The following is a 25,380-nucleotide window of genomic DNA, read 5'->3' on the forward strand; positions in this document are numbered from 1 at the left end:
ATGATTTCAGGCGTGATAGTTTCCTGTAAAGCAGTCTCAGGGCCGTTACTCCATGAAGCATAAGATTTTTTCGCAGTGTAAAGGCGTCAGAAAGGCAGTAACAATTTCTTGCAATGTTAATCTTAATGCGTATATTTCTCATTTGCTTTCTTAACCATATGCTCACCACAAAATAACGATAAGCCGATTGAGGAATATTATGTCTTGCAAAGAGATGCGCGTCAGGGACGCAGGTGTTGCGCCGCAGCGCGCGCTGCGCCTGTCACTGCTGGCAGTGCTGGTTGCCTCGGGTGTCGCTCAGGCGGCCGATACGCAAAACAGTGAGGCCACCCTGACCGTTGATGCTAGCGCCAGCGCAGAAGCGCAGCAGGCGCAGGCCGCAGCGGATTACAGCGTACCGGTGACGCGGGCCGGCACCAAAATGGCGCTGACCGCACGTGATATTCCCCAGTCGGTCACCATCGTCAGCAAACAGCGCATGCAGGATCAACAGCTGCAGTCGCTGAACGACGTACTGAGCAACACCACCGGCATCCACGGTGTGGCCGCCGATATGGACCGCATCAATTACTATTCGCGCGGTTTTCTGATTGATAATTACATGACCGACGGCATTCCGACCGCGTTTGCCCAGCGCTGGAACCTCGGTGATGCGCAGACCGATACCGCGCTGTACGAACGCGTCGAAGTGGTGCGTGGCGCAACGGGCCTGCTGACCGGACCGGGCAATCCTTCTGCTGCCATCAACATGGTGCGTAAACATGCCGACAGCAAAGAGTTTACCGGTAGCCTTGAAGCTGGCTATGGCAGCTGGAATAAGCAGCGTTACGTCGCCGATCTTTCTGCACCGCTGTCACCGGAAGGCAACGTGCGCGGTCGCCTGGTTGCCGGCTATGAAGACAAAAACAGCTTCATTGAACGCTACGGCGCCGATAAGAAGTTTATCTACGGTGTGGTCGACGCTGACGTGACGGACGCCACCAGACTGTCCGTTGGTTATGAATTCAGCCAGGTGAACACGGATTCACCGATGTGGGGCGGCGCGCCACGCTGGTACACCGACGGCACGCAGATCCACTCCCGTCGCGGCTATAACACCGCACCTGAATGGGCTTACAACAACAAAGAAAATAAAAAGGTCTTTGTTAACCTGCAGCAGAATTTCGATAACGGCTGGAACATCACCCTTAACGGCACGCATAACGAGATGTTCCTCGACAGCAAGCAGCTGTATCTCGACGGTTACTTCGATAAAACCACTGGCGCAGGCGTCTCTGGTTATGCCGGCTATCCGGTGGTGGGCGGAACCGGCTACAACACCGGCAAACGTAAGGTGGATGCGGTCGATGCCTTCGCCAGCGGTCCTTATGAACTGCTGGGCCGCCAGCATGAGCTGATGGTCGGGGTGAACTACAGCCGTCAGGACAACAAATATTACAGCGCCTGGGCCAACATTTCGTCAGCCGAGCTGGGCAACTTTAATCAGTTCAACGGTGATTTCCCGGAAACTGACTGGAATCCGCGTGAACCTGCGGCCGACACCCAGCTGGTGCGGCAGAAGTCAGCATATCTCGCGACGCGCATCAATCTGGCCGATCCGCTGCACCTGATTGTCGGGGCGCGCTACACCAACTGGAACCGCCAGACGCTGACGGCAGAGATGGAGAAAAACAACATCACGCCGTACGGTGGGGTGATTTGGGACTTCTACGATAACTGGTCTGCCTACGCCAGCTACACCTCGGTGTTCCAGCCGCAGGATTATCAGGATGCGTCAGGCGCGTATCTCTCGCCGGTGATTGGCAAAAACTACGAAGCCGGCGTGAAGTCTGACTGGTTCAACAGCCGTCTGACCACCTCGGTATCGATCTTCCGCACCGAACTGGATAACGTCGGTCAGAGCACCGGACAGACCAATGCGCAGACCGGTAACACCATTTACGTGGCGAAGAAGGGTGTGGTAAGTCGTGGCGTCGAGTTTGAGGTGAATGGGGCGCTGACCGATAACTGGCAGATGACCTTTGGCGGGACTTCGTATGTGGCGGAAGACGCCAACGGCGATCGCTACAATTCACAGCTGCCGCGCACGTCGTTCAACCTGTTCACCAGCTATCGCCTGCCGATGCTGGACCAGCTGACGCTGGGCGGCGGGGTGAACTGGCAGGCGAGAACTTACGCGGATATCAGTGGCCCGGATGGCAATGGCACCTGGCGCACCCGTCAGGGCAGCTATGCGCTGGTGGATCTGTTCGCGCGCTACGACGTGACCAAAAACCTCAGCCTGCAGGCCAACCTGAATAACCTGTTCGACAAAGAGTACGATGAAAACGTCGACAGCACCGGCATCGTCTACGGCGAACCGCGCAATTTTATGCTGTCCGCGAAATACCGTTTCTGATCATTAAGCCCGTGCCCAAAGCGGCACTTAACGTTCCCTCTCCCGCGTGCGGGAGAGGGTTAGGGTGAGGGGAAAACCGCACCCTCCCAACCCATGCACCTCAACATCCCGCCGCAATATAATCCCCATTGGCACTCACCGGCACCACGGTAAAAAACAGCACCAGCGCAAACATCACCAGCAATATCCCACCGGCGATCCGTACCGCTCTCAGCAGTGATGCCGCCTGCGGCGAGCGTTCTGCCAGCCACAGCTGCCCGGCGCGCTGACGATAATGCTGCACAAACAGTGCCAGCGCCACCAGCGCCATGCCGGTACCGAGCGCCATACTCATCACCGCCAGCATACCCCAGCGCGTAATGCCGATGACGCTGGCGAACAGCAGCACCGTCAGCGCACCGCTGCACGGCCGCACGCCGGTGGCAATAATAATACCCGTCCAGCTTTTCCAGTCGCTGCGGTGCCCAGCCGCGACGCCATGCGCGTGGCCGCAATGATCATGATGATGCTCCGCTGGCGGCCTGCGCCAGGCTTGCAGCAGCAGCATCACGCCCAGCCCGGCAATGAACACAGCGCTGGCTTTCTCCAGATACCAGCGGCTCAGGCTGAGATCGCCGGTGGTCAGGTTAAAACCAACCGCCAGAATAAAGACAAAGGCAATCGCGCTCAGGCCCTGCACCAGGCTGCCCAGCAGCGGCACGCTCAGCGCCACGCCGCGCGGGGGCTGATGGGTGGTCAGCCAGGTGGTAACGATAAATTTACCGTGCCCGGGACCCACCGCGTGCAGAATGCCGTAAATGAAGGTCACAGCCAGCAGCCACAGTCCGGCACTGTACTGGCCGCTATTGATTTGCAGTAAATGGGTAACCAGCAGCCGGTGCAGCTGAATCTGACTTTGCAGCGCCCATGCCTGAAACGCGCTCCAGTGCAACGACAGCAGTGTCAGCGCGCTCAGCAGCAGCACGCTCGCGCAGAGAAATCCGGTTTTGGTGGCGGTCATAGTAATGAAGAATGTGGTCCTGAATGTCACCAGCATGCGGATTTCTGCCGCGTTGTAAAGCCACGGCGGTTAAACGGCTGCCGCTCTCCGCATCGTGACGCATTCCCCTGCCTTGTGCAGCTGTCTATAATCTGCCGACAATTTCTCACGGATGCCTTTTATGTCTGCTGATTCTCCTTTGCTGGCGGTACAAGACGTCACGCTGGCCGTGCAGGGGCGCACCTTGCTGGCGCCGGTATCACTGCAGCTGTGCGCAGGTGAAACGCTGTTGCTCACCGGCCCGTCCGGCAGCGGCAAAAGCACGTTGCTGAAAATTATTGCCTCACTGCTGGAGCCCGATAGCGGCCAGATCCTGTTTCAGCAGCGGGATATTCACACGCTGAAAGTCGAACACTATCGCCAGCAGGTCTCCTACTGTTTCCAGACACCGCAACTGTTTGGTGACACGGTCTACGATAACCTGGCGCTGCCGTGGCAGCTGCGTCAGCAACAACCGTCGCGCGAGCAGCTGGTCGCGGCGTTGCGCAGTCTGCATTTATCCGGCGACATGCTGGACAAAAACGTTGCCGGACTCTCTGGCGGTGAAAAGCAGCGGGTGGCTTTGCTGCGCAATCTGCAGTTTCTGCCACAGATTTTGTTGCTGGACGAAGTGACCAGCGCACTGGACGAGCCCAATAAACAACGGGTTAACCAGCTGATTGCCGCGCTGGTGGCGGAAAAAGGGCTGGCGGTGATCCGTATCAGCCATGACGTACAGGAGATTGATGCCGCTGAGCGTATTCTGCGACTGACCCCACCCGCAGCGGGAGAACAGCATGAGTCAGCATAATATCAGCGACAGCTCGCTGCTGCTTTCACTCATGCTGGTGCTGGTAGCGCTGCTGATTAGCCAGAAAGAGAAGCTGGGGATGAGCAAAGACATTCTGTGGAGTGTCACGCGCGCCATTATCCAGCTGGTGATCGTCGGTTATGTGCTGAAGTCAATTTTCGATGTCAATAATGACTGGCTGACGCTGCTGATGGTGCTGTTTATCTGCGTCAATGCAGCGCTGAATGCGCGCAAACGCAGCCGGCGGATCGATCATGGTTTTATCATCGCGCTGGTGGCGATTACCAGCGGTACGGCACTGACACTAACGGTGCTGCTGCTGAGCGGTGCCATTGCCTTTGTTCCCATGCAGGTAATCCCCATTTCCGGCATGATTGCCGGTAACGCCATGGTGGCGGTCGGGCTGTGTTTCACTAACCTCAATCAGCGCTTTAGCGACAACCAGCAGAAAATCATGGAGATGCTCAGCCTGGGCGCGCCGCTCAAACGCGCATCCGCCGGGCTGATGCGTGACAGTATTCGTGCCGCGATGATCCCCACCGTTGACGGCGCGAAAACGGTGGGGCTGGTAAGTCTGCCAGGCATGATGTCCGGGTTGATTTTCGCCGGGATCGATCCGGTTAAGGCCATCAAGTACCAGATTATGGTGACGTTTATGCTGATTGCCACCGCCAGCCTGTCGACCATCATCGCGGCGTATCTGTCCTACCGTCGCTTTTACACCGCGCGGGCGCAGCTCAAACAGTAGATTACGCCTGAAACCGCAGCGCCACGCCGCTGGCCTGTTCCGCGCTGACCACGATGGCATCCGGCTCTTCGCCAAAAGGCACATCGCCCAGCAGCAGGCTGGCTTTCACCCTGCGTAAGTCGCTGCTGCGCAGCGTCAGCGCGGCCATACGCGCACTGCCGTCATAATCGGGCGGCAGGCCGGTAAAGCGTTGATTTACATAGTGCGCAGCGGCAAAGCGCACGGTGGCCACGCCCGCTTTCAGCACAAACGCGCCCTGCTGGCAGGCGGTGAGCTTATCGGCACCAAATAAACGACTGTAGGGCAGCGCGGCGGCTGCCGGATCCTGGGCCACCACCACAAACTCAATAATATCGGTCACCGCGTTGGGATGCTGCTGCCATACTGGCTGCCAGACCGCCTGCGGTGTCTCATGCTGGCAGAAAAAACTGCGTCCGTTTGGCACCAGTGCGGGGCGCAGGCGAACGGTGCGAAAACGCGCCTGCTGTGCGCTGCCATCCGGCAACTGCACCGGTCGGTAAAAACTGGCGGCGGGATCGCCATCAATATCCTGACTTTCCAGATAGCGCCACACTGCATCGGCATCGCCGGTTTTCCATACCAGACCGCTCAGGCCCGCCGGTGCCTGCCAGATATCCTGACGCTGGTGCGCACGCCCGGCTTCATAGCCCAGCAGTTCCAGATAATTATCACCAAACACCGCCAGATGATTACTGGAACCCAGCGAGTGATGGCCGCGTGGCGTGAGCTGGAAACCGAGCCGGCGATACAGCGCGCTGGCATCATCCAGCCGATCGGCAACATTGATCACTGCATGATCGAGCTGTGGAACGGGTACCGGTATCGCCATTATCTGCCTCCTGGTTCGCATCATTACGATGACCGCGGTGTCGCGCTGCGTTCGGCTTCGCGTTGCGGTTGCCAGGCGAGCTGCGCTTCAGCGCCGAACGCCCGGGCAATATGGCTGACCAGCGTCGCGGCCTGCGCCGATGACCGCTGGCGCGCACTGGCATCCTCGCTGTGCAGTACGCCTTCCACGACGACCTCTGGCGGCAGCACGTTCCAGCTGTTGCCGCCCTGAAAGCGGGTGACATCCAGTCCGGCGGCCGCCAGCGCGCTGACGATGTGGCTGCCGGTAACGATACTGTCGATGCCCTCATGCGGACGTGCAGCGTGAGCGCCTTTGCCGTGAATGGTGATTTGAAAATGGTCAGTAAACGCTGCCGGTGTGGCAGATAACGTGTGTGTCATGGTCATCCCTGCGGCTGTTCGGGTAAGAAAGGTTCGCCCAGCGTTAGCATCAGGCGGTTGGCCCAGGCAAAAAACGCGGCGGACTGGATCAGGTCCAGCAGCTGCAGCGTATCCAGCCCGTGCTCGCGCAGCGCCTGCAGTTGGGTCTGGCTGCTGGCGACCGGGGTTAGCGATAAGGTGGCGACAAAATCGATAATCGCCGCCCAGCGCGCGGACTGGCCGTGTGCCAGCTCGGCACCCGGCGCGACATTCAGGAGTTTCTGCACCGCAGTCTCATCTTTTGACAGCTGACTGGCTTTGCGGGCATGCACGGATGCGCAGTAAATGCAGCCGTTGACTTTACTCACTACCGAGGCCGCCAGTTCACGCTCGGCGCGAGGTAAACCTCCCGGCGTATAAAAGATGCCTTTATCCGTCAGCGTGCGTTGTTCCAGCAGCGGCAGATTGCGCGCCAGCAGACGGAAATAGTCGGACTCGCTATGACCGTTTTTTGCCAGCGTCGCCTGTTCTTCCGCTGTAAACTCGCTGAGCGGTTTGGCTGCCAGCCACGGCTCCCAGCCCAGCTCCTGCTGGGTAAATGCGGTGAGCGCAGTCTGACCGCTGGCCGTGAGCGGCGCGCTATGCCATTTGCCGGCCACCGCATGCGGCTGAGCGCGCGACGCTTCACCGCTCAGCAGGCGCAGGCCGGTCAGCAGGCGACTTTGAAAGCTGACAAATCCCACCAGCTGCGCCAGCGTGACGATGCCGCGCGGCGTCCAGCCGGCATGGTGCAGCGTGGTCAGTTGTTGCGGTGTGGCGTCGACCGGATGCAGGCTCAGCAGTTCAGCAAAGGCGCGACCGGCGGCAAAGCGCGCATCTGTCGGAGTTTCGCTGGATTGCTGCTGATAGTGTGCCTGCAATGACGTGACGCCGTGCCAGGCTGCGACCTGCCCGGCGAGCGCGTAGCGTTGCGCCAGCGGGAAATCGTCGTCATCCTCGCCAAACAGCACCTCATAGCTGCCCTGAGCGTGTCGGGTCGCGGCCTGACGCACGTTGCGCGCCTCTGCCAGTTGCGCCGCCGGGTCGATATCGGCCAGCGCCGCCAGTAAATCTGTAGCCTGAGACATGGTTTTCTCCTGTTAAGCGGCACCCAGCGCACGCAGCGTGGGGGCAATATGTTCAGCAATTAACGCCACCGAACGCAGCGTATCGGCGTGCGGCGGATCGATAGAGTGCACCTGGAAGGTGATGTCGGTGGCGCGCGTCAGCGTACTGTCGGCCAGCAGCGAAGCCAGCACCGCGTCGGCATCGCCGATATGCGCATCGAGCTGGCGCGCGTGGCTCTCCAGCGTGCTGCCAGTGATGTCGTGGCCCGCCTTGCGAAACTGCTCCGCCTGGCGCTGCAGACCGGGCGCGGCAAGGCGGCGCGCGTAGTCGTTCGAGTCGGCAACAAACGCGGTGCGTGAAGCCAGGATGCGGGGCGCCACGCCCGACGGCAGCGCCGCGAGATAAGCATCGATCATCGGGTTTTGCAGCTGCTGCAGCGACAGGTCCGGCTGGCCCGCCGGCCGCGGCTGGGTACGCGATAACATCAGCCCGTGGCCGGCCTGGCCGGCACGCGTCGCGCCTGCAACGGAAAAGGTGGCGATCCACACACGCTGCGCCAGCGTGGGAGCCGGCGGATAGAGATGATTGTCCGGATGGGCCAGCGTGTCGCCGCGCCACGCGCTGAGCAGCGTATGCAACTGGTCGGCAAACACGCCAGCGCGCTGTTCGCTGGTCAGGCCAAACGGCAAAAATGAGGTTGGCGTGCCGCCGGAGCCGAGCCCAATCTCCAGTCGTCCGTCGCTCAGCAGGTCCAGCACCGCCGCGTCTTCGGCCACGCGCAGGGCATTTTCCAGCGGCAGGGTGATGATGCCGGTGCCGAGGCGGATATGACGGGTGTGCGCGGCCACGTGAGCAAGAAACACCAGCGGTGAGGGCAGCCCGCCTTCTTTTTCATGAAAGTGGTGCTGCGCGATCCAGGCACTGTCAAATCCGCAGCGTTCAGCATGCTGAATCTGTTCCGTCGCCAGCCGGTAGCGCTGTTGCGCCGTGGTGTCGTCGAGCAGGCGGGTAAAAAAACCGATGCGTTTGCGCGTCATGCAGACTCCTTAATCAGCGGACGGAAAACCGGAATGGCGTCAATTAACGCGCGGGTGTAGGGATGCTGCGGTGCATTGAACAGTGTGACGGTGTCACCTTGTTCAACCACTTCGCCGGCGCGCAGCACGGTAACGCTGTGTGCCAGTCGTCGTACGGTGGCCAAATCATGGGTGATAAACAGATAGGTGAGGCCCAGCTCGCGCTGTAACTGTTGCAGCAATTGCAGAATCTGCGCCTGCACCGTGACGTCCAGCGCTGACGTTGCCTCATCCAGCACCAGGATCGCCGGTTGCGGGATCAACGCCCGTGCGATGGCGACGCGCTGACGCTGGCCGCCGGACAGCTCGCGCGGCTTGCGCGTCAGCAGATCCAGCGGCAGTGCCACGCGCTGCGCCACCTCGTGCACCCGCTGCTGGCGTGCGGCGGCGCTGAGCGAGCCAAAGTTGCGCAGCGGTTCTTCAATGATGTTAAACAGCGTCTGGCGCGGATCGAGCGAGGCGAACGGATTCTGGTAAACAAACTGGATTTTGCGCCGCAGCTGGCGCAGCGCTTCGCCGCGCAGGCTGCTGGCATCAATGCCGTCGATCACTACTTTGCCGCGATCGGCGCGTTCAAAGCCAAGCAGAATGCGCGCCAGCGTGGTTTTGCCGGAGCCGGATTCACCCACCAGCGCGTGCGTCGTGCCGCGTGGCACCGTCAGGCTGACCGCTTTCGCCACCGTCAGCGTCTGCTGCCTGCCAAGCGCAAACTGTTTATCGATGGCGTTGAGCTGAATCGCCGGTGTGGAAAAACGGGCTGCGGACGGATAAGGCGGAGCGGTAGCGTCGGGCACCGCGTCCTGTAATAGCTGGCGGGTATAAGGATGCTGTGGCGCGCTGACCAGCGTCGCTGCGCTTCCCTGTTCCTGGATCTCGCCGTGACGAAACACCAGCAGACGGTCAGCGCGTTCCGCGGCCAGCGCCAGGTCGTGGGTGACAAACAGCACGGCGGTGGCGAACTCACGGCGCAGCTGGTCGAGCAGATCGAGAATGCGCTTTTGCACCGTAACATCGAGCGCGCTGGTCGGCTCATCGGCGATGATCAACTGTGGTTGCAGGGCGAGCGCGATGGCAATCAGCACGCGCTGCTTCATCCCGCCAGAGAGCTGATGCGGATATTGATGCAGGCGCTGCTCCGGATGGCTCAGCCCAACTTTTTGCAGCAGTTCCAGTACGCGCTGCTGGCGCGCGGTCCGGCTAAGCTTCTGATGCAGCTGCAGGATCTCGCCAACCTGATCGCCAATGGTCTTCACCGGATTAAGCGAATTACCGGGATCCTGCGGCACCAGGCTGATATGCACGCCACGCACGCTGTCCATGCGCCGGGATGACCAGCCGGCGATATCGGTGCCGTTCAGCAAAATTTTACCGCTATCGCGCCGGGCATTGTCCGCCAGCAGACCGATAATCGCCTGGGCCGTGGTGGTTTTGCCTGAGCCGGATTCACCGACCAGCGCCACCATTTCGCCCGGCTGCAGGGAAAAGCTCACGTCATGTACCACTTCACGCCACACGCCGCGCTGGCGATAGCTGAGGCTGAGGTTTTCCACGCTTAATAGCGCTGTCATGCGTCACCTCCTGCCAGCTGACGGCTGACGCGGTTCGCCGCCAGCACCACGGCGACCACCACCACGCCGGGAAAGGTTGTCAGCCACCACGCGGTAGCCAGATAGTTGCGGCCTTCGGCGATCAGCAAACCCCATTCGGGGGTCGGTGGCGGCGTGCCATAGCCGAGAAAGCTGAGGGTTGAAAGCGCCAGGATGGCCTGACCAAACTGCAGCGCGGCGAAGGCAATCACCGCGGTCAGCGAGTTGGGGACAATGTGGCGCCACAGTACCTGCCAGAAACGGCCGCCACTGCCGAAAGCCGCTTCCACATATTCACTGCGGCGTACCCGCACCACTTCGCCGCGCGCCAGCCGGGCAAAACTGGCAATCGAGGCGATGCCCACCGCCAGCGCAGCGTGCACGGTGCCAAAACCCAGCAGGATCAGCAGGCTTAATGACAGCAGCAGCGCCGGGATTGAAAGCAGCACATCAACCAGTCGCATCAGTGCCTGTTCAGTGCGACCGCCCACGGCCCCGGCCAGGACGCCCAGCGCGGTACCGCCAGTGAGCCCCATCGCCACCGCCGCGACCGCCGCAGAGAGCGACTGCGAGGCGCCATAGACGATGCGCGCCAGCAGGTCGCGTCCGAGTTGATCGGTGCCGAGCCAGTGCGCACTGTGCGGCGCTAAGCGCTGCGCGCCGGCAATGCCTTCGGTCGGGCTATAGTGGGTGAACAGTTGCGGTGCCACGGCCGCCACGAATGCCAGCGCCAGCACCGTCCATGCCAGCCACAAGCCGGGTTGCAGGCGACGGGCACGATCGCGCCGCAAGGCCGGCTGTCCCTGACGCGCGGTAGAGTAATCGACCAGACTCATGAATTTCCTCCGGCTACGGTTTGCAGACGTGGGTCGAACAGCGGCATCAGCAGATCGACCAGCAGGTTGATCAGCACAAACGCCAGTGCGGAGATCATCACCACCGCCTGTAACACCGCCACATCCTGATTGTTGACCGCCTGCTGGGTCAGCTGGCCGATGCCGCTTAAGCCGAACACGGTTTCGGTAATCAGCGCGCCCGCGATCAATTCCCCCAGCAGCAAACCGGCCACATTGAGCACCGGCAGCAGCGCGTTGCGCATGATATGGCGCCACAGCAAGTGTTGTGCGCTGGCACCTTTGGCGCGGGCCACGGCGACAAACGGCTGAGTAGCAACCTGATCGATGCTGCGCAGCAGAATCTGGGCCAGCGGGGCGGAGATGGGCACGGCGACGGTCAGCACCGGCAGAATCAGTCCCTGCAGGGGCGATGGGTTGATCACCGGAATCCAGCGCAGTTGAAAGGAGAACAGCTGAATCAGCGCGATGCCAAGCCAGAACGTCGGCAGCGAAATAAACAGTGCCGGCAGCGACTGCAATAGCGTACGCAGCAGGCGCAGCGCCGGCAGTCGCGCCAGCGCCGCCAGTGCGAAGGCCACCACGCAGGCAACGGCAAATCCGGCCAGCGCCAGCTGCAGCGTGGCGGGCAGATTGCTGCGCAGCAGATCGCTGACCGGCACACCTGCCTGCACCGAGTAGCCAAAGTCACCGCGCAGCATCGCCAGCAGCGTATGCAGATACTGCTGCCAGATCGGGCTATCGGCACCGTAGGCCTGCCGCATCTCTGCAATTTGCTGCGGGCTGAGACCCAGATCCGGATTCTGGAACTTGATCAGCACCGCATCGCCCGGCAGCACCTGCAGCAGCAGAAACGACAGGGTAAACGCCGCCCATAACACCAGCAGGCTTTGTCCCGCTCTATGCAGCAGTGCGTGTCGCATCATCATCCTCTCAATGTTTTTCCAGCCATGCGCCGTAGAACGACGGTCGGCCTACGGCTTCAAAGCTCACGCCCTTCAGCCACGGCGCGCCGGCAAACACCTGCGGCTCTTCAAAGATCGGGATCACATAAGCCTGATCCAGCAGATAACGCTGGGCGTCTCCGGTGAGCGCCAGACGTTTCGCCGGATCGACTTCGGCCGAGATCGCCACCAAAAGCTTGTTGAGTTGGTCGTCACGGAAATGCCGGACTTTGTCGCTGGAGCCGCCTTTTTGCAGCAGCGCATCGCGGTTGGCGGGATAAAACATGCTCTTCACCACGTCCGGGTCGGCGCGGCCCACTTCCGAGACGGTGAGCGGGGTTTTTAGCGGATCGAGGTTGTCCAGCGTGCGGCTGCCGGCGTCACCGGCTTTCACCGTGAGCTGGACGCCAACCTGACGCCACTGCTGGGCCACCAGCTGCAGCACTTCTTTGTTCTGTGGCTGTGGCAGCGATTCATACACGGTCAGGGCCAGCTTTTGCCCCGCTTTGGCGCGGATGCCGTCGCTGCCGGGCTGCCAGCCAGCCTCATCAAGCAGTTGCCTGGCGCGGGCGGGATCGTATTTCAGTTTGTCCGCGAGGTTGACATACCCGGCGGCCGAGGCGGCGATCACCGAGGTGGCCTGCGGATAGTTAGGTGAAAACAGGGTTTGCACCACCTGCTGCGCGTTGGTCGCGTGCAACAGCGCCTGACGTACGCGCAGATCGCTGACCAGCGGGTTATCCGGGCGGAAGCTGATGCTGTCGTTGACGCCACGCGTCGGCGCTGCGTAAACCGGGAACGCCTGCTGCTGTGCCTGTTTTTCGTCATACGCCTGCACCTGGCGAATAAAATCGGCCTGACCGGCCAGCAGTGCGCCGATGCGCACGCTATCTTCCGGTGTGACGATAAATTTGATGCCAGCCAGATTCGCCGGTCCCTGCTGGGCGCTGTTTTTCGGTCCCCACTGGTAATCTTTGCGCGCGGTTAAATCCACTTCCCGCCCGAGCTTTTCATCGCTGACCACAAACGGCCCGGAGCCAATAATATGGCGCGCATCGCCGAGCTGGTCGAAGCTGCGTTGCAGCGTGCTGAGCGAAACCAGCCCGGAGCCAATGGTGGCCGTGCCCTGTAAAAATCCAGGTGAGGGCTGTTTGAAATAAAACTTCACCGTCTGGGGATCAATCACTTCGCTGCGTTCGTAATTATTAATCACTTCAGACACCGGCAGGCGCTGGGCTTTATTACCGAGTCCGTAAGTATCAAAGTTTTTCGCTACGGCATTCGCATCCAGCGGCGTGCCATCGGAAAAGGTGACGCCAGGACGAATTTTAAAGGTATATTCCGTTTTATCCGCGTTGCTGCTCCAGCTTTCGGCAATCCACGGTTCCACCTGCAGCGTTTTCGGATTTTGCCACGTCAGTTTGTCGGTGATCTGATTGAGAATGCCGCCGTTGGGATAAAAACCCCCGGCCGGCGGATAAAGATTGGTATGTGCCTGCTGTTCCAGATATATCAGCGTGCCGCCTTTGACCGGCGTCTCCGCCGCGTGGGCGCTAAATATCCCTGTCAGCAGGGCTAAGCTCAGCGCCCGCAAGTGAAAATGCGTCTTCATGATGATTTCCTTTGTTATCAAGTGCCCGGTGGGCTGAAATCATCATCAAATGTGCAACCCGTGAGTTGAACCAATGAATTGCACTAAGCTTTTGCGAAAATAACAAAAGCGGAGAATTAATTGTATGCCGCAATTACCGGGTTGTCTTCCTGGTCCGATAAAATTGTTTTTTCTCAACCTGAAACCTGCACTGATGTTATTGCTGCTGCGGATCATTACCGGCTCGCGTAATGTTAACCCGACAGAAAGCGGAATCCGCTTTACGAAAAATCAGGCTTTCATTCACCAGTATTATGACTATTTCTCATTTCCTGATTCGCTTTGCCGATTTAGTTGTTTTACGAAATATAAATCTCCCCGCCACACTAAGCGCCATATTCATCGCAACCCTATTCATCGAAATAAGGAACAGGCGCATGTCATACCGACTGAGTTTGCTCGACAAATCACCGATTGCAGCAGGTGAGAGCGCCACGCAGGCCCTGCATCGCACACTGCAGCTGGCTCAGCGTGCGGAAGCCTGGGGTTATCACCGCTTCTGGCTGGCGGAACACCACAACAGCGACCAGCTGGCGAGTCCTTCGCCGGAATTGTTGATTGCCTGGATCATTGGCCAGACCCGGCATATCCGCGTGGGTTCCGGCGGCGTGATGTTGCAGCATTACAGCCCTTATAAAGTGGCGGAAAACTTCAACCTGCTGGCTGCGCTGGCACCTGGACGTATCGACCTGGGCGTGGGGAAAGCGCCCGGCGGACTGCCGCTTTCCACCCGCGCGCTGCAACTGGGGGTGCGCCAGCAGGAGAAAGGCAGCTTTGCCGAACAGCTGGCGCTGCTGGATAGCTGGCTCAGTGTGCCGCCGGTGGGGGATGAGGAGATCCTGCGCGCCACGCCGCAGCCGCCGCGTCCGGCCAATCGCTTTCTGCTCGGAGCCAGCGAAGCGAGCGCCCGACTGGCGGCAGAGCTCGGCTGGCAGCTGGTGTTCGCCGCACACCACAACGGCGACCCGCAACTGATGGCGCAGGTGCTGAACAGCTATCGCCAGCACAGTCAGGGTCAGCGTGCGCTGGTGGCGGTACAGGTGGTGGTGGCGGATTCGCCGGCAGAAGCTGACCTGCTGGTCGACACACTGCGTATTTATCACGTCAGCGTGACGGGCGGACAGAGCGTTAACGTCGGCAGCATTGAACAGGCTGAGCGCTATGTGCGGCAGGGCGGTTTCAGTGATTACGTGATTGAGCCACGCACGCCGTCGCTGCTGAAAGGGACCGCGGCACAGGTGCACGCGCAGCTTGATGCGCTGCACCAGCGCTACGGCATTGAAGAGTTTGTTATTGATACGCCGGTGGCGGAGGAGCAGGCGCGGGTGAAATCCCTCGAACTGCTGGCGACGCATCGTCTGGTTAGCGCCTGACCGGGAGGTCCTGTGACGATAGTAAGCGAACAGCAGCTGATTGACTGGCGGCGCGAGCTGCACAGCTGGCCGGAACTCTCCGGTCATGAAGTGGAAACCAGCACGCGGCTGCGCCGCTGGCTGCAGCAGGCTGACGTGCGCCTGCTGGATTATCCGCTGCACACCGGCGTGGTGGCGGAAGTGGGTCAGGGCGCGCCCCTGATCGCCCTGCGTGCCGATATTGATGCATTACCGATCCATGAAGCCACCGGGCTGCCTTTTCGTTCACGGCAAGCCGGCGTCATGCACGCCTGCGGTCATGATGTGCACAGTGCGGTGATACTGGGCGCCACGCTGCAGCTGAAAGCACGGGAAGCTCAGCTAGCGGGGCGGGTGCGCATCCTGTTCCAGCCGGCGGAAGAGATTGCCCAGGGCGCGCGCCAGTTCATCGACGCGGGGGTGCTGGATCAGGTACAGGCGATTTTTGGCATGCACAACGAACCGGGTTTGCCCACGGGCACCTTTGCCACGCGCAGCGGTGCGTTTTATGCCAACGCCGATAAATTTGTGGTGCGCGTGCACAGCACCCGCGCGGACGTGAACAGCATCCTGGTCGCCAGCCAGATTATTCAGGCGCTGCAATCCCTCACCAGCCGCAGCTTTAATACGCTGGACAGTCTGGTGCTGAGCGTCACGCGGATTGATGCGCACAGGCACGACGGTCAGCAGACGGCTGACGCGGAATTTGGCGGCACGGTGCGTACGCACGATAAACAGGTGCGCGCGCAGCTGGAGCAGCGTGCGCGCGAGGTGGTGGTCAATATCGCCGCCGCCAGCGGTGCCACGGCCACCTTTAGCTGGCATCCGGGGCCGCCGGTACTGGAGAACGACGCCCACTGGGCACAGTTTGCCAGTCAGGTGGCGCAGCAGGTGGGTTATCAGGTGCAACAGGCTGAGCTGCACCTTGGCGGCGAAGATTTCGCTTATTACCTGCAGCAGCTCCCGGGCGCGTTTGTCAGCATTGGCAGCGCCAGTGAATTTGGCCTGCATCACGGTGGCTTCAACCCCGATGAAGCGCTGATCGCCCCGGCGGCACACTATTTTAGTCAGCTGGCGCAACAGGCATTGCAGCAGCTAAACGCGCGATGTCGCGACGCCATCCTTAACTGATTTCCTTCCATTTCTGGCAGCGCTGTACGGCGATAAGGCTATCGCCGGCAGGCTGCGCCATGAGCAAAGAGAGACGATTATGACTGCAAGACAACTGCGCCTCGGCACCATTCTGCACGGCGCATCCGGCAACATGTCCGCCTGGCGTCATCCGGCGGCGCAGGCGGATGCCAGCATCAGTTTTGATTACGCCCGCCGTATCGCCCGTAAAGCCGAGGCTGGCAAACTGGATTTCCTGTTTGTCGCCGATGGCCTGTTCATCAATGAGAAATCGATCCCGCACTTTCTTAACCGCTTTGAACCGCTGACGCTGCTGTCGGCGCTGGCCGGCGTCACCGAACATCTCGGTCTGGTCGGTACGGTGTCCACTTCCTACAGTGAGCCGTTCACCGTCGCCCGCCAGTTCGCCAGTCTCGACCATCTCAGCGGCGGGCGCGCGGGCTGGAATGTGGTGACATCGCCGCTGGAGGGCTCGGCAAAAAACTTTTCGCGTCAGCAGCATCCCGAGCATGCGCTGCGCTACCGCATCGCCGACGAATATCTGCAGGTGGTGAAAGGGTTGTGGGATTCCTGGGAAGAGGGCGCGTTTGTGCGCAATAAAGCCAGCGGTCAGTTCTATGCACCTGACAAACTGCACACGCTGAATCATCACGGTGATTTTTTCCAGGTACAGGGGCCGCTGAACATTGAGCGCACGCCGCAGGGCCGGCCGATTATCTTTCAGGCGGGCGCCTCGGAAGATGGCCGCAAGCTGGCGGCGCGTCATGCCGATGCCATCTTCACCCATCAGCCAACGCGCGAAGAAGCGCAGGCGTTCTACCGGGATGTGAAGCAGCAGCTGGTGGCGAACGGGCGTGAACCGGGCGATCTGCACATTTTCCAGGGCGTCAGTGTGATCGTGGGGGAGGATGACGCAGACGTCGAGCGCCAGTACCAGACCACCGCGGCGCTGGTCTCAATTGAGGATGCACTCAACTATCTCGGTCGCTTCTTTGACCATCACGACTTCTCGCAGTATCCGCTCGACCAGCCGTTCCCGGACATTGGCGATATTGGCCAGAACAGCTTCCGTAGCACCACCGACGAAATCAAACGCAAAGCGCGTGAACACGGCCATACGCTGCGCCAGGCGGCGCTGGAAGCCGCGACGCCGCGTCCGCTGTTTCACGGCACGCCACAGCAGGTGGCGGATGGCCTGCAGCTGTGGTTCGAAACCGAAGCCACTGACGGTTTCATTATTCAGGGCGGCACGCCGGACACCTTCGAGCGTTTTGTTGATCAGGTGATTCCGGTTCTCCAGGCGCGAGGCCTGACGCGTCGCGAATACCCGGGCAGCACGCTGCGCGCCAGCTTTGGTCTGAAACAACCGCTCAACCAGTTCACACCACAATAACGATGAGAAAACACGCTATGCAGAAAAAATCCCTGATTGTGCTGCTGTTACTGAGCCTGAGCAGTGCGGCACTGGCCGAGGACGTGGCCGTCAATGGTCAGCAGGTGAGCCTTGCCGCCAATAAAACGCCCATCAACACGCCAGAGAATCCTGCCGCCGTGGCGCAAATTCCGGCGGGCCACAAATTTGCCGTGCCGGGATCGTTCACCGTGGCGGTGGCGGCACTCAACTCGCCGCCGCTCACGGTATTCAGCGACGACAATAAAACGCTACTGGGCAGTGAGGTGGATATCGCGCGTCTGGTGGCCGACAGCCTCGGGCTGAAGCTCAACATCGTGCCCACCTCGTGGGAGGACTGGCCGCTGGGCGTGGCATCGGGCAAATATGACGCGGCGATCACCAACGTGACGGTGACCAAAGATCGTAAACAGCGTTTTGATTTTGCCACCTACCGTAAAGATTCGCTGGGCTTCTATGTGAAAACCAGCAGCCCGATTACCTCGCTGAGCAAGGCAGAAGATATCGCCGGCCTGCGCATCATCGTCGGTTCCGGCACCAATCAGGAGGCCATCCTGCTGGCCTGGGATAAAGAGAATCAGGCTAAGGGACTGAAGCCTTTCACACCGGTTTATACCAAAGATGACGCTGCGCAGACGCTGGCGCTACAGGCCGGGCGCGCCGACGCTTACTTCGGCCCTAACGTGATTGGCGCGTGGAAAGCGGCGCTGACCAAAAAGACCCGGCTGGTGGGTAGCGTGGACGGCGGCTGGCCGAAGGCGGCGCACATCGCGGTGACGGTGAAGAAAGACAACGGGCTGGTGCAGCCAATTAACACCGCACTCAATGGCGTGATCAAAAACGGTGACTACGACAAGGTGCTGAACCGCTGGGGTGAAGGCGTGGAGCGTCTGGATCGTTCCGAGATCAATCCGCCCGGACTGGGCGATTAAGGAGGCGGCATGAGCCAGCAATTTTTCCGCGAAGTGTCACCGGAAGCGCCGGAGCTGCAGCCGATTCTTGACGGTTTGTTTGGTGAATATGCAGCACGCTACGGCGATTTCTTCAGGAAACACAATGAAGTTGAGCTGGCTGAGTGGTATCTGCCGCCGCGCGGGCTGTTCATCGTGCTGGAGCGCGACGGTGAGATCATCGCCATGGGCGCCTACAAACCGTGGGATGCTACCACCGCCGAACTGAAGCGCATCTGGACGCGGCGTGACCTGCGCCGTCAGGGACTGGCACTGCTGATTCTGCAGGAGCTGGAGCGCCGGGCGCTGCGCGCGGGCTATCAGCGCGTGTTTCTCACCACCGGTTTCCGTCAGCCGGAAGCGGTACAGCTGTATATCGGCCACGGCTATCAGCCGCAGTTTGAGCTGCGCGAAGATATGGAGATTTACGGCCAGCCGCCGCACGATGGCCGACTGCGTTTTCTGAAAGTCATTGATGTGCACAACGTGGCGCAGGCCAGCTAAGGAGAGCCACCATGAGTAAGCAACAACCTTTGACCGTGGTGCCGGCACGCTATCCGGCGCGTACCGTCGGTGCCATCATCGCGCTGTTTATCCTTGCGGCGGTGATCGATTCCGTGGCCTTTAATCCGCGCTGGGAGTGGAGCGTGTTTGCCCGCTGGTTTTTCGATCCGGTGATTCTTAATGGCCTGGGGCAAACGCTGCTGCTGACGCTGTGCGGCACGCTGCTGAGCCTGATATTCGGCGGCCTGCTGGCCCTGGCGCGGCTCTCGTCATCGTGGCTGCTGAGCACGCTGGCGTTTGGCTATATCTGGCTGTTTCGCTCGCTGCCGCTGATTGTGGTGCTGATCATTCTGTATAACTTCTCGTACCTGTACGACACGCTGTCGTTCGGTATTCCGTTCACCGCCCTGTCGTGGGGGCACTTCCAGACCATCAACGTGCTCGGCCAGTTCCCGGCGGCGGTAATTGGCCTGACGCTGGTGCAGAGCGCGTACAGCGCGGAGATTATCCGCGGCGGGTTTCTCGGCGTCGATCACGGCCAGTTTGAAGCCGCTTCGGCGCTGGGATTATCGTCGTCGCGCCGCACGTTTCGCATCATTCTGCCGCAGGCGCTGCGCGCGATCATTCCCACCACCTTTAATGAGATCATCAGCCTCGCCAAGGGCACCTCAATGGTGTATGTGCTGGCGATGCCCGAGCTGTTTTACACCATCCAGATGATCTACAACCGCACCCAGCAGGTGATCCCGCTGCTGATGGTCGGAGCCGCCTGGTATCTGATCATCACCACCGTGCTGTCGCTGCTGCAGCACAGCGTCGAGCGCTGGCTGGCACGCAGCGTCACGCGTGAACCGCAACCTTCGCGCTGGCGCCAGTGGCGCAACCGCAGCGTGAACCCTGCCGTCAACGAGGAGCTGTCTCATGTCCGAAGCCATTGATTACCGCTATCTGCATACCACCGGCGCCATCAGTATTACCGGCGTCAGCAAGACGTTTGGCCGGCATAAAGCGCTCGATGATGTGTCGCTTGAGCTGGCTCCCGGTTCGGTGACGGTGATCCTCGGGCCGTCCGGTTCTGGCAAATCGACGCTGCTGCGCACCATCAATCATCTGGAGCGCGTGGATGAAGGCTTTATTCAGATCGATGGCGATTACATCGGCTATCAGCGGCGCGGCGATAAACTCTATGAGCTGAAAGAGAAGGCGATTTTGCGGCAGCGCATCAACGTCGGCTATGTGTTCCAGAACTTCAATCTGTTTCCGCACCTGACGGTGCTGGAAAATCTGATTGAAGCGCCGATTGCCCATCGTCAGCTGTCGCGCCGGGCAGCGATCGATCGCGCCGGTGAACTGCTGGATGTGGTCGGCCTGCGGCACAAAGCCGATGCCTGGCCGCGGCATCTCTCTGGCGGTCAGCAGCAGCGCATTGCGATTGCGCGTGCGCTGATGCTCAACCCGCGCGTGATGCTATTTGATGAGCCGACTTCGGCGCTCGATCCGGAACTGGTGGGCGAAGTGCTGGATGTGATTAAAAAGCTGGCGCGCTCCGGCACCACGCTGGTGATTGTCACGCACGAGATCGGCTTTGCGCGTGAAGTGGCGGATAACGTGGTGTTTATGGTTGACGGGCGCGTGGTTGAGCAGGGCAGCAGCCAGCAGGTGCTGAATCAGCCGCGTCATGAGCGCACCAAACGTTTCCTCGCCCGGGTGCTGTAATGAAGAAAGTGATCATAGTCGCGCTGGCGGGTGCGGTACTGGCGGCACCCGCGACAGGTGCGCAACAGCTGGACGCCAGTCATAACGAAACGCCGATCACCATGGCGGCCAATCCGCAGGCGATCGCGAAGATCCCCGCCGGATTTCATTTTGTTCACCCCGGCTATTTAACCGTCGCCACCTCAGCCAATAATTCACCGCCAATTGGCCTCTGGGCGTCCGATAATAAAACGCTGATCGGCAGCGACCCGGACATTGCGCGCCTGCTGGCCGACAGCCTCGGTCTGAAACTCAGGCTGGTGCCGGCGGCGTGGGAGGACTGGCCGCTGGGCATCACGGCAGGGCGCTATGATGTGGCGATGTTTAATATCGCGGTGACCGAGGAGCGCAAGCAGAAGTTTGATTTCGCCACCTATCGCGCGGATAACCACGCCTTCGCGGTGAAAGCGGACAGTAAAATCAGCGCAATTCGTCGCCGGGAAGACGTGGCCGGCAAACGGATTATCGTGGGCTCCGGCACCAATCAGGAGCGAATCTTACTGAGCTGGGATGAGAAGAATCGGGCGCAGGGCCTGGCCCCGGTGCAGCCGATTTATCTCAACGATGATGCCTCCGCCACGCTGGCGCTGCTCTCTGGCCGGGCCGATGCGTCATTTGGCCCGCAGGCCATGGCGGCGTGGAAAGTGGCTTCGCGCGGGCAAACTAAAATTGTCGGGCACGGACCGTTTCGCGCCTGGGTGGCGGTCACCACGAAGAAGGGCAATGGCCTGGACGTGGCGCTGCAGCAGGCGATCAACGGCGCTATCGCTGGCGGCCAGTACCACCAGGTGCTGGCAAGATGGGGTGAAGAGGGCGAGGCGGTAGAGATTTCGCAGGTTAATCCGCCCGGGATTGTTTATCAGGAGAATTAGGGCGGGGTGCTCAGGCGTGCGGTGTGGTCACCATAAATGGCGACCCTACAGCTCGCACGGGCTTTCGCAGGGTGCGTATTGATGCGCACCGGCTTAAAAAATGAAGGCTCGCCCGGTTTACCCTGCTTTTTTTATCCACTGCAATGCTTCGGCGGCGGGCAGCGGGCGGGCAAAATGGTAGCCCTGGAATAAATGGCAGCCCTTATTGCGCAGGTGCTCGAAATACTCCTCGCTCTCAATCCCTTCCGCCAGCACGTTCAGCCCCATCGCGCGTGACAGCTCAATGGTCTTTTGCACCACAATCGCCGCCGATTCGTTTTCAAAAATGTGCATGATCAGGGATTTATCAATCTTAATATCATCAATAGCGAAATCACTCAGAGACTTAAGCGAAGAATAGCCGACGCCGAAATCGTCGATCGCCCATTTGATCCCTAACTGGCTGAAGTGGTTAATGACATCGCCAATGCGCTGCTGATCGTAAATAAAGGTGGTCTCGGTAATTTCAAACTTCAGCCGCTCGGGACGGATTTTGTAATGCGACAGCGTCAGCAGCGTGTCATGGGTGAAGTCGCGGTGCATCAACTGCAGCGGACTGATATTAATGGAAAACACCAGCGGAGGCAGCCGCAGCACGCGATCCCACTCGACGATTTGCTGTAGCATGCGCTCCAGTACCCACTTGCCAATATCGATAATCAGCCCGCTTTTTTCGGCTACCGGAATAAACACCTCCGGCGAGATAAAGCCTTTCTCCGGGTGCTTCCAGCGCAGCAGCGCTTCAAAACCGATGAGATTTTTGTCGCCATCGACCTGCGGCTGATAATAGAGCTCCAGCTGCTGGCGCTCGATGGCGGACGCGAGCTCGCGCTTGATAAGATCGGTGGCGGAATAATTGCCGCCATAGGTGAACACGGTCGACAGCAGTGCCGTCACCGGCACTGCACAATTGAAAACGGTAAAAACGGCTTCCTGCGGAATATTCAGATGGAAACGATTATTTTCCCAGATCAGACCGGTGGTGACAAAAAACAGATAACACAGCAGGCACAGCAGCGGAAATATTTTACTCAGATAAAAGGATTGCTGGCGCAACACCAGTGCCGAACCGATGATCAAGGCCACCAGATAGTTATATTCTGAACGCTTGCCGGCAGCGTGATGATTATCCACTAGCAACAGCACGATGATGGTGAATAATAACGCATGGGTAATGATCGCCAGATGCCGCTCCAGCCGGTCGCTGAAGGCGCCGATGATGATGTAGCCCCCCAGCGCTATACTGGCGATATACAGACAGCCAATGTCATGATGACCGCGACTGAAATTCAGTGTTGCCATAAAGATACCGGCCACGATACTGGCGACGCCGGCAATCAGCAGCGTCAGGCGGAGCTTTTTTTCCGGGCTATCACCCTGCAGAATGAAGGGCAGATTACGGATGCGCGACCAGGCTGAACTCAACAAAGGGTTCATAAACGGTTCCGGGTTTTATTGTCATGACGCGTGAAGGTGTAAACGCCACATAATATATTTAAGCGAGACGACTGTCATAATTGTTTTCAGATTATTTGCGCGTTAAGCGCGGATTTTTATATTTGACATAAGCGGCGTCAAATAGCGCTATTAACGCATTCAGGCGCAATATTTAACGCCGCCAGCGATAAGCGATGCGCTATACCGGCGAGGGCGCGCGCAGCGCGACCCGATTGTTCCTCGCCAGTGACGTCGCCGCAGAGTAGAATGACCACGCGGCCCGGCGACAGCGTGCCGGACAATAACAGCCGGAACCGCAGCCGGATACGCGTCACCAGGTTGGACTAACCCACTTTCAACATACTGATTGCAATGAAAATTCGTTTCTTATCTGCTAATGAACTCAAGCTGGCCGAGGTGCGTACCATCCTTGAGCCGGTGGGTGTCGAAGTGGTGCCCATTGCGCGCCGTATTGAAGAGATTCAGACCGAAAATGAGGTGGAGCTGGTTCGTGACAAACTGACTAAAGCCTTTTCAATCATTGGCCGCCCGCTGTTTGTCGAGCATACCGGTCTGTATCTGGATGGGCTTAATGGCCTGCCCGCCGGACTGACGCGCATCTTCTGGAGCCGGCTGAACGCGGAACGCTTTACCAAACTGGTGAACGGCCTGGACAGCCCGGGCGTGACCGCCAAAACCGTCCTCGGCTACTGTGACGGGCGCAAAATGTACCAGTTTGAAGGCCAGCTGCGCGGCACCATTGCCCGGGAGCCGGCGGGGCCGCGCGAATTTCAGTGGGACTGCGTCTTTATCCCGGAAGGGCACACCCAGACGTTCGCTGAAATGGGCGAACTGAAAAACGAAATCTCGATGCGCCGCCTGGCGCTGGATCGCTTTGCCACCTTTCTGAAAACTTCGCGGGGACTGGCATGAAACCGGAACTCAAACGCGCTTACGATGCCGGCAAACTGATTCTGTTCGCCGGTGCGGGCATCTCACGCAATCTCGGACTGCCGGAGTGGCACGAGCTGATTGCACATCTGGCTAATGAGCTGGGCTACGATCCGAAGATCTTCAATACCTACGGCACCCATTTGTCGCTGGCGGAGTATTACAAACAGCGCAAAGGCTCGCTCGGCCCGCTGCGCAGCTGGATGGATCGCGAGTGGCACCGTCCGGATATCGACGTGCGCAGCTCTGAAATCCACACCATGATCACCCAGGGCAATTTCTCGCGTATCTACACCACCAATTACGACCGCTGGCTGGAGATGGCGCATGAAGCGCACAACGTGCCGTACAGCAAGGTCGCTAACGCCGCCGATCTGGTGTCGCTGACCGAAGATAAGCGCCATATTATTAAGCTTCATGGCGATTTTGACGATGATACCTCCATCGTGCTGGATGAGAGCAGCTACTTTGAGCGGCTCTATTTTGACTCGCCGCTGGATATCAAACTGACCCATGATGTCATGGGTAACTCCGTGCTGTTTGTTGGCTACAGTATCAGCGATTTCAATATCCGCCTGCTGTTTTATCGCCTGACCAAGATGTGGGGCCGCACCGGGCTGGCGACCGCACGACCCAAATCCTACCTGTTCACCAACCGTAATAATCCGGTGGCGAAAGAGGTACTGGGGCAGTGGGGCATTGAGATGATCGTGTCTGAAGAGGACGATCCGCGCAAAGCGCTGGCAACCTTCCTCGAAGAGCTGCTGGCTTAAACGGCAAGCAGAAAACCGTTGGCGAAATAAAGCTGAATGAAATATACTGTATATAAACACAGTAAATGAGGTGCATCATGGCAGTCGAAACCAAATATGTTGTGGTCAGAAAGGGTGAAGAGAAGATGACGTTTGCCAATAAAAAAGACGCAGATGCATGGGACAAGATGCTCGATATGGCCGACGCGTTCACCGACTGGCTGCAGCAACATCAGCCAGCGATGGATGAGGCCCAGGCCGAAGCGCTGGGTATGCTGCTGGCCGAACAGAAAGACGCGGTGCAACACATTCTGCGCACCAGCAAACTGCCGGACGCGGTGAAAGACAGCGGCGAAACCGCTGCTGACGACAGCGATACGGCTGCGCCGGAAAAAGAGAAGAAGGTGCGTGCGGTCAAAGCCGCCTGAGGAACCGCGCGTTCGCTTTGCACTGCTGCTGAATCCGGGCCAGCCTCTGTGCTGGCCAGGGAATCGTGCTAAGGATCAGTGCGTGAAAAGAGAGAAGGTGCCTGAGTAGTAACTGACCATCCACGCCACATACACCAGCCAGACCACCATTAACCCTGCCAGACTCAATTTACCTGCCATGTTGCATTCCTCTTGTTATGCGGCGCGTTGCGCCCGTACGCAATAACCTGACAGCACAACGAAGTGGCGATCTTGCGCCAGATCAAATTCCCTCTTTTTTTACTGCATCGTCTTAGCGTTTTTAATGGCGACCCGACGCCACAACAGCGGTTGATG

At 59.4% G+C, this 25,380-nt stretch carries 24 protein-coding genes; 14 read left to right on the top strand and 10 right to left on the bottom strand.

Annotated features, from left to right (window positions below; translation table 11 throughout):
• Positions 1–199: 199 nt before the first annotated feature.
• On the top strand, positions 200–2,398 hold the full coding sequence (fhuE, locus tag F3J36_RS08645) for a ferric-rhodotorulic acid/ferric-coprogen receptor FhuE (RefSeq protein ID WP_166719458.1): 2,199 nt from the start codon (positions 200–202) through the stop codon (positions 2,396–2,398).
• A 100-nt stretch (positions 2,399–2,498) separates the two neighbouring features.
• On the opposite strand, the gene F3J36_RS08650 is transcribed toward fhuE, so the two are convergent.
• Positions 2,499–3,398, bottom strand: a complete 900-nt coding sequence (locus F3J36_RS08650) for a nickel/cobalt transporter (protein ID WP_166719507.1) — start codon at positions 3,396–3,398, stop codon at positions 2,499–2,501.
• Positions 3,399–3,558: 160 nt separating this feature from the next.
• Here F3J36_RS08650 and fetA point away from each other — a divergent pair, with 160 nt between their 5' ends.
• On the top strand, positions 3,559–4,227 hold the full coding sequence (gene fetA, locus F3J36_RS08655) for an iron ABC transporter ATP-binding protein FetA (protein ID WP_166719459.1): 669 nt from the start codon (positions 3,559–3,561) through the stop codon (positions 4,225–4,227).
• Positions 4,214–4,975, top strand: a complete 762-nt coding sequence (gene fetB, locus F3J36_RS08660; RefSeq protein WP_166719460.1) for an iron export ABC transporter permease subunit FetB — start codon at positions 4,214–4,216, stop codon at positions 4,973–4,975. Before fetA ends, fetB begins: the two co-directional genes overlap by 14 nt.
• Before the next feature lies 1 nt (position 4,976).
• Here fetB and F3J36_RS08665 read toward each other — a convergent pair whose 3' ends face one another.
• From F3J36_RS08665 to F3J36_RS08700, 8 genes are read right to left on the bottom strand one after another with little or no spacing between them, the layout of a single operon-like run.
• Entirely contained in the window at positions 4,977–5,825 is an 849-nt protein-coding gene (locus tag F3J36_RS08665) for a VOC family protein (protein ID WP_166719461.1), read from the bottom strand.
• A 23-nt stretch (positions 5,826–5,848) separates the two neighbouring features.
• The gene (locus F3J36_RS08670) at positions 5,849–6,226 is read right to left on the bottom strand and encodes a peptidase dimerization domain-containing protein (protein ID WP_166719462.1); all 378 of its coding nucleotides are present in this window, start codon (positions 6,224–6,226) and stop codon (positions 5,849–5,851) included.
• A 2-nt stretch (positions 6,227–6,228) separates the two neighbouring features.
• Complete coding sequence (locus F3J36_RS08675) at positions 6,229–7,332, bottom strand: alkylhydroperoxidase domain protein (protein WP_166719463.1); 1,104 nt, start codon at positions 7,330–7,332, stop codon at positions 6,229–6,231.
• Positions 7,333–7,344: 12 nt separating this feature from the next.
• Positions 7,345–8,349, bottom strand: coding sequence for a putative FMN-dependent luciferase-like monooxygenase (locus F3J36_RS08680; RefSeq protein WP_166719464.1), 1,005 nt, complete (start codon positions 8,347–8,349; stop codon positions 7,345–7,347).
• Positions 8,346–9,956, bottom strand: a complete 1,611-nt coding sequence (locus F3J36_RS08685; protein ID WP_166719465.1) for an ABC transporter ATP-binding protein — start codon at positions 9,954–9,956, stop codon at positions 8,346–8,348. Before F3J36_RS08685 ends, F3J36_RS08680 begins: the two co-directional genes overlap by 4 nt.
• Positions 9,953–10,810 (bottom strand): ABC transporter permease, encoded by an 858-nt coding sequence (locus F3J36_RS08690; RefSeq protein WP_058770236.1) that lies wholly within the window; start codon positions 10,808–10,810, stop codon positions 9,953–9,955. Before F3J36_RS08690 ends, F3J36_RS08685 begins: the two co-directional genes overlap by 4 nt.
• Positions 10,807–11,751, bottom strand: a complete 945-nt coding sequence (locus F3J36_RS08695) for an ABC transporter permease (protein WP_211072985.1) — start codon at positions 11,749–11,751, stop codon at positions 10,807–10,809. Before F3J36_RS08695 ends, F3J36_RS08690 begins: the two co-directional genes overlap by 4 nt.
• Positions 11,752–11,761: 10 nt before the next feature.
• The gene (locus tag F3J36_RS08700; RefSeq protein ID WP_166719466.1) at positions 11,762–13,384 is read right to left on the bottom strand and encodes a TIGR04028 family ABC transporter substrate-binding protein; all 1,623 of its coding nucleotides are present in this window, start codon (positions 13,382–13,384) and stop codon (positions 11,762–11,764) included.
• A 416-nt stretch (positions 13,385–13,800) separates the two neighbouring features.
• Here F3J36_RS08700 and F3J36_RS08705 point away from each other — a divergent pair, with 416 nt between their 5' ends.
• The 8 genes from F3J36_RS08705 to F3J36_RS08740 all read left to right on the top strand — a co-directional run bounded on the left by F3J36_RS08705 (position 13,801) and on the right by F3J36_RS08740 (position 21,437).
• On the top strand, positions 13,801–14,796 hold the full coding sequence (locus F3J36_RS08705) for an MsnO8 family LLM class oxidoreductase (RefSeq protein WP_058781525.1): 996 nt from the start codon (positions 13,801–13,803) through the stop codon (positions 14,794–14,796).
• Between the two features lie 12 nt (positions 14,797–14,808).
• Positions 14,809–15,945, top strand: a complete 1,137-nt coding sequence (locus tag F3J36_RS08710; RefSeq protein ID WP_166719467.1) for an amidohydrolase — start codon at positions 14,809–14,811, stop codon at positions 15,943–15,945.
• Between the two features lie 79 nt (positions 15,946–16,024).
• Complete coding sequence (locus F3J36_RS08715) at positions 16,025–17,338, top strand: LLM class flavin-dependent oxidoreductase (RefSeq protein ID WP_058770232.1); 1,314 nt, start codon at positions 16,025–16,027, stop codon at positions 17,336–17,338.
• Positions 17,339–17,355: 17 nt separating this feature from the next.
• The gene (locus F3J36_RS08720) at positions 17,356–18,288 is read left to right on the top strand and encodes an ABC transporter substrate-binding protein (protein WP_058781522.1); all 933 of its coding nucleotides are present in this window, start codon (positions 17,356–17,358) and stop codon (positions 18,286–18,288) included.
• A 9-nt stretch (positions 18,289–18,297) separates the two neighbouring features.
• On the top strand, positions 18,298–18,810 hold the full coding sequence (locus F3J36_RS08725) for a GNAT family N-acetyltransferase (RefSeq protein WP_166719468.1): 513 nt from the start codon (positions 18,298–18,300) through the stop codon (positions 18,808–18,810).
• A gap of 11 nt (positions 18,811–18,821) precedes the next feature.
• Positions 18,822–19,748 (top strand): amino acid ABC transporter permease, encoded by a 927-nt coding sequence (locus F3J36_RS08730; RefSeq protein ID WP_021509060.1) that lies wholly within the window; start codon positions 18,822–18,824, stop codon positions 19,746–19,748.
• Complete coding sequence (locus F3J36_RS08735; RefSeq protein WP_058770231.1) at positions 19,732–20,526, top strand: amino acid ABC transporter ATP-binding protein; 795 nt, start codon at positions 19,732–19,734, stop codon at positions 20,524–20,526. The genes F3J36_RS08730 and F3J36_RS08735 overlap by 17 nt, the downstream gene beginning before the upstream one ends.
• A complete protein-coding gene (locus tag F3J36_RS08740; protein ID WP_058775928.1) occupies positions 20,526–21,437 on the top strand; it encodes an ABC transporter substrate-binding protein in 912 nt (303 codons plus the stop codon). The genes F3J36_RS08735 and F3J36_RS08740 overlap by 1 nt, the downstream gene beginning before the upstream one ends.
• 117 nt (positions 21,438–21,554) lie before the next feature.
• Here the strand turns inward: F3J36_RS08740 and F3J36_RS08745 are convergent, their stop codons facing one another.
• Positions 21,555–22,913, bottom strand: a complete 1,359-nt coding sequence (locus tag F3J36_RS08745) for a bifunctional diguanylate cyclase/phosphodiesterase (RefSeq protein WP_021509063.1) — start codon at positions 22,911–22,913, stop codon at positions 21,555–21,557.
• 372 nt (positions 22,914–23,285) lie between these two features.
• Between F3J36_RS08745 and F3J36_RS08750 the strand changes: the two genes are divergently transcribed.
• The 3 genes from F3J36_RS08750 (at position 23,286) to F3J36_RS08760 (ending at position 25,044) form a co-directional block, all read left to right on the top strand.
• Entirely contained in the window at positions 23,286–23,846 is a 561-nt protein-coding gene (locus tag F3J36_RS08750; RefSeq protein ID WP_010618047.1) for a non-canonical purine NTP pyrophosphatase, read from the top strand.
• Entirely contained in the window at positions 23,843–24,637 is a 795-nt protein-coding gene (locus F3J36_RS08755) for an SIR2 family protein (RefSeq protein WP_010618046.1), read from the top strand. Before F3J36_RS08750 ends, F3J36_RS08755 begins: the two co-directional genes overlap by 4 nt.
• 77 nt (positions 24,638–24,714) lie before the next feature.
• Positions 24,715–25,044, top strand: coding sequence for a YebG family protein (locus F3J36_RS08760; protein WP_058775925.1), 330 nt, complete (start codon positions 24,715–24,717; stop codon positions 25,042–25,044).
• The last annotated feature ends 336 nt before the right edge of the window (positions 25,045–25,380 follow it).

The sequence above is a fragment of the Pantoea sp. Cy-640 genome (assembly GCF_011752635.1).
In the GTDB taxonomy this organism is placed as follows: domain Bacteria; phylum Pseudomonadota; class Gammaproteobacteria; order Enterobacterales; family Enterobacteriaceae; genus Pantoea; species Pantoea dispersa.

Coding starts and splice junctions, on each gene's coding strand:
- F3J36_RS08750 (WP_010618047.1), top strand. CDS start 23,286: ATGAAAATTCGTTTCTTATCTGCTAATGAACTCAAGCTGGCCGAGGTG.
- F3J36_RS08690 (WP_058770236.1), bottom strand. CDS start 10,810: ATGAGTCTGGTCGATTACTCTACCGCGCGTCAGGGACAGCCGGCCTTG.
- F3J36_RS08760 (WP_058775925.1), top strand. CDS start 24,715: ATGGCAGTCGAAACCAAATATGTTGTGGTCAGAAAGGGTGAAGAGAAG.
- F3J36_RS08650 (WP_166719507.1), bottom strand. CDS start 3,398: ATGACCGCCACCAAAACCGGATTTCTCTGCGCGAGCGTGCTGCTGCTG.
- F3J36_RS08685 (WP_166719465.1), bottom strand. CDS start 9,956: ATGACAGCGCTATTAAGCGTGGAAAACCTCAGCCTCAGCTATCGCCAG.
- F3J36_RS08670 (WP_166719462.1), bottom strand. CDS start 6,226: ATGACACACACGTTATCTGCCACACCGGCAGCGTTTACTGACCATTTT.
- F3J36_RS08755 (WP_010618046.1), top strand. CDS start 23,843: ATGAAACCGGAACTCAAACGCGCTTACGATGCCGGCAAACTGATTCTG.
- F3J36_RS08720 (WP_058781522.1), top strand. CDS start 17,356: ATGCAGAAAAAATCCCTGATTGTGCTGCTGTTACTGAGCCTGAGCAGT.
- F3J36_RS08735 (WP_058770231.1), top strand. CDS start 19,732: ATGTCCGAAGCCATTGATTACCGCTATCTGCATACCACCGGCGCCATC.
- F3J36_RS08675 (WP_166719463.1), bottom strand. CDS start 7,332: ATGTCTCAGGCTACAGATTTACTGGCGGCGCTGGCCGATATCGACCCG.
- F3J36_RS08695 (WP_211072985.1), bottom strand. CDS start 11,751: ATGCGACACGCACTGCTGCATAGAGCGGGACAAAGCCTGCTGGTGTTA.
- F3J36_RS08745 (WP_021509063.1), bottom strand. CDS start 22,913: ATGAACCCTTTGTTGAGTTCAGCCTGGTCGCGCATCCGTAATCTGCCC.
- fetB (WP_166719460.1), top strand. CDS start 4,214: ATGAGTCAGCATAATATCAGCGACAGCTCGCTGCTGCTTTCACTCATG.
- fhuE (WP_166719458.1), top strand. CDS start 200: ATGTCTTGCAAAGAGATGCGCGTCAGGGACGCAGGTGTTGCGCCGCAG.
- F3J36_RS08665 (WP_166719461.1), bottom strand. CDS start 5,825: ATGGCGATACCGGTACCCGTTCCACAGCTCGATCATGCAGTGATCAAT.
- F3J36_RS08730 (WP_021509060.1), top strand. CDS start 18,822: ATGAGTAAGCAACAACCTTTGACCGTGGTGCCGGCACGCTATCCGGCG.
- F3J36_RS08700 (WP_166719466.1), bottom strand. CDS start 13,384: ATGAAGACGCATTTTCACTTGCGGGCGCTGAGCTTAGCCCTGCTGACA.
- F3J36_RS08680 (WP_166719464.1), bottom strand. CDS start 8,349: ATGACGCGCAAACGCATCGGTTTTTTTACCCGCCTGCTCGACGACACC.
- F3J36_RS08725 (WP_166719468.1), top strand. CDS start 18,298: ATGAGCCAGCAATTTTTCCGCGAAGTGTCACCGGAAGCGCCGGAGCTG.
- F3J36_RS08715 (WP_058770232.1), top strand. CDS start 16,025: ATGACTGCAAGACAACTGCGCCTCGGCACCATTCTGCACGGCGCATCC.
- F3J36_RS08705 (WP_058781525.1), top strand. CDS start 13,801: ATGTCATACCGACTGAGTTTGCTCGACAAATCACCGATTGCAGCAGGT.
- F3J36_RS08740 (WP_058775928.1), top strand. CDS start 20,526: ATGAAGAAAGTGATCATAGTCGCGCTGGCGGGTGCGGTACTGGCGGCA.
- fetA (WP_166719459.1), top strand. CDS start 3,559: ATGTCTGCTGATTCTCCTTTGCTGGCGGTACAAGACGTCACGCTGGCC.